Origin of the sequence: Arcobacter sp. CECT 8989 (genome assembly GCF_004116715.1) — a bacterium.
Classification (GTDB): domain Bacteria; phylum Campylobacterota; class Campylobacteria; order Campylobacterales; family Arcobacteraceae; genus Halarcobacter.
The window spans coordinates 1-884 of the sequence record NZ_PDKE01000039.1 but is presented as its reverse complement, the minus strand read 5'-3'; the positions used below and the strand labels follow the sequence as shown (position 1 = coordinate 884).

Genomic DNA, 884 nt, shown 5'->3' with positions numbered 1-884 from the left:
GCGTTATTGGTATGCGGTAAAACCGCACTCAGGCGGCCTTGATAGTCATATCATCTGAATCAAATATTCCTGATGTATCGATATCGGTAATTCTTATTCCTTCGCTACCATCCATTGGAGGCCATCCTTCCTGACCATTTCCATCATTCCAGTCGAACTCACACACACCACCATATGCATTTAAGTCGCTTGAAATTGCTATAAGCAGAGCATGTTGCGCCAGCATGATTAATACAGCATTTAATACAGAGCCGTGTTTATTGAGTCGGTATTCAGAGTCTGACCAGAAATTATTAATCTGGTGAAGTTTTTCCTCTGTCATTACGTCATGGTCGATTTCAATTTCTATTGATGCTTTCCAGTCGTAATCAATGATGTATTTTTTGATGTTTGACATCTGTTCATATCCTCACAGATAAAAAATCGCCCTCACACTGGAGGGCAAAGAAGATTTCCAATAATCAGAACAAGTCGGCTCCTGTTTAGTTACGAGCGACATTGCTCCGTGTATTCACTCGTTGGAATGAATACACAGTGCAGTGTTTATTCTGTTATTTATGCCAAAAATAAAGGCCACTATCAGGCAGCTTTGTTGTTCTGTTTACCAAGTTCTCTGGCAATCATTGCCGTCGTTCGTATTGCCCATTTATCGACATATTTCCCATCTTCCATTACAGGAAACATTTCTTCAGGCTTAACCATGCATTCCGATTGCAGCTTGCATCCATTGCATCGCTTGAATTGTCCACACCATTGATTTTTATCAATAGTCGTAGTCATACGGATAGTCCTGGTATTGTTCCATCACATCCTGAGGATGCTCTTCGAACTCTTCAAATTCTTCTTCCATATATCACCTTAAATAGTGGATTGCGGTAGTAAAG

Annotated in this window: 2 protein-coding genes; both read right to left on the bottom strand. The window is 40.4% G+C overall.

All coding sequences use genetic code 11. The features are described 5' to 3' along the window. Positions 1-28: 28 nt before the first annotated feature. Entirely contained in the window at positions 29-397 is a 369-nt protein-coding gene (locus tag CRV02_RS14305) for a DUF2528 family protein (RefSeq protein WP_129090903.1), read from the bottom strand. Positions 398-579: 182 nt separating this feature from the next. After that, entirely contained in the window at positions 580-780 is a 201-nt protein-coding gene (locus tag CRV02_RS14300; protein ID WP_000213975.1) for an antirestriction Ral family protein, read from the bottom strand. Between the last annotated feature and the right edge of the window lie 104 nt (positions 781-884).

Coding starts and splice junctions, on each gene's coding strand:
- CRV02_RS14305 (WP_129090903.1), bottom strand. CDS start 397: ATGTCAAACATCAAAAAATACATCATTGATTACGACTGGAAAGCATCA.
- CRV02_RS14300 (WP_000213975.1), bottom strand. CDS start 780: ATGACTACGACTATTGATAAAAATCAATGGTGTGGACAATTCAAGCGA.